The following is a 1,952-nucleotide window of genomic DNA, read 5'->3' on the forward strand; positions in this document are numbered from 1 at the left end:
ATAATACTAGTATTTATTGAGGACGTCATTGGTATGTTACAAGAATTAACATTAGAAGAAAAGCAATTGTTATCAATTAATAAATTAATAACGGATATTGCATGTGATTATGATAATCAGTGGATAAAACGAAAAAGATCGATAGATAGTAAATTTTTAATTAGCTTTATCTTTCAGATTATACTAGATACAAACAAGGGGTATAGTATATCCCTACTAAGGTTATGGGAGCATTATAGCAACAAGGATATTCAAACCCCGCAACAGAAAATCTTTGCACCATCTTCAGTTTGTGAAGCAAGGCAAAAGTTATCAGAACAGATATTTATAGATCTCAATAAAAAGCTAATTTCTGAGTTTAATTATCAAAAACAGAAGGTAGCACATCAGCTGGCACATAGAGTTTTTGCAGTAGATGGTTCTAGAGTGAATTTACCAAAAGAATTAAAGGAACTTGGATATAAAACATGCAATAAAAATTCTTATTATCCTCAGGGATTAATGAGTTGCATTTACAATATAGACGCACAAATTGTCTATGATTTTTGTTTAAGCAAAAATTTAAATGAGAGGTTATGTGTTCCCAATCATCTGTCAGTTTTACAAAAAGGAGATATAGTAATATTTGATAGGGGTTATTTTAGTTATCTCCTATTATACCAATGTATGAAAAAAGATATTGTTCCTGTTTTTAGAGTTTCAATTCATTTAGGAAACAAAGCATTACTAGATTTTGTGTCCAGTGTGGAACCTGATTCGGTGATAGAATATGTACCTTCATCAACAGTAAAAAAGCAAATAGAAAAACAAGGTCTAAATATAGAATGTAAGCCTATAATGTTACGTTTGGTTAAGCACGAGATCGATTATAAATTATATCTTTATGCTACAACTTTAATAGACAGTAAATATAGTAGGAAGATATTTGCAGAGCTATATGCCAAAAGATGGGAGATAGAAGAATTATACAAGATATCAAAGTGTTTAGTTGATGTTGAAGCTTTTCACTCTAAAACTGAAAGAGGAGTCAAGCAGGAAACCTATGCACATTTTGTATTAATAAATCTAGCAAGATTGTTTGAATTAGCTGCTAAGGCAAAATACGATAAAAACTCAGGTAACACCAAATTTAATTTTAAAAATTGCTTAAATGTTATTGAGCAAAGCATACAAACGATTATTTATAAATCTGAGTTATTTTGTACGCACATTATATTAAAGGCTACTTATCAGATTTCACAGATAAAGCAAAAGATAAGACCAATGCGAAAATACCTGAGAATATCTCATAAACCTTTCAATAGGTGGGTCTTAAATCGCAGTCCTTTTAGGACTTAGTGCACTAACCGAATGCCATTGATATTAACAGATGTTCCAAATGAAGATTGGGAAAATGCTAAATTACTTTATCCACATATAATAAAAATATTAAGCGATGATAATATTAAAATCGATGAACTTAAGAAAGCAAATTTATATCAAAAATTAGGGAATTATAACAAACATGTATTATATAAATTTAAAGAATCAGTAAAATATTGCCAAGAAGCTTTAAAGATTTATCAATTAGTATATCAAAGTAATCATCCCGATATCGCTAAATCTCTTAATAATATAGGTGAAGCTTATAAGCATTTAGGTAACCCTATAAAAGTATTAAAATATTATAAAGAAGCTTTTAAAATGAGAAAAGAGTTATATCAAGGTAACCACTTTGATATTGCTGAATCTCTTAATAACATAGGTGAAATTTATCAAACTTTAGGAGATAGTACGAAAGCACTGATGTACTGTAAAAAAGCCTTAAAAATGTTTCAAGTTATACCTCAAGGGAGTGTTGAGATATGAGTAGTAAGAGGTTATAATGTAATAAAAAAAATAAGAAAGTAAAGAAATGTCAGAGCATCAAATAACAATGGTCAGTTTAGATGAATTAGTTAGCACAGATCATC

General features: G+C 29.1%; 2 protein-coding genes. Both read left to right on the forward strand.

What is annotated here, in order from left to right; translation table 11 throughout:
- Positions 1 to 1,338 (forward strand): IS4 family transposase (locus tag SB78_RS06770; RefSeq protein WP_041079569.1); only part of this gene is annotated, 1,338 nt, incomplete at its 5' end.
- A 12-nt stretch (positions 1,339 to 1,350) separates the two neighbouring features.
- A complete protein-coding gene (locus SB78_RS06775; RefSeq protein WP_052458516.1) occupies positions 1,351 to 1,848 on the forward strand; it encodes a tetratricopeptide repeat protein in 498 nt (165 codons plus the stop codon).
- The last annotated feature ends 104 nt before the right edge of the window (positions 1,849 to 1,952 follow it).

Origin of the sequence: Rickettsia asembonensis (assembly GCF_000828125.2) — a bacterium.
In the GTDB taxonomy this organism is placed as follows: Bacteria; Pseudomonadota; Alphaproteobacteria; order Rickettsiales; family Rickettsiaceae; genus Rickettsia; species Rickettsia asembonensis.

What these genes read in the sequence shown, in the direction of transcription:
- SB78_RS06775 (WP_052458516.1), top strand. Translation starts at nt 1,351, where the DNA reads ATGCCATTGATATTAACAGATGTTCCAAATGAAGATTGGGAAAATGCT.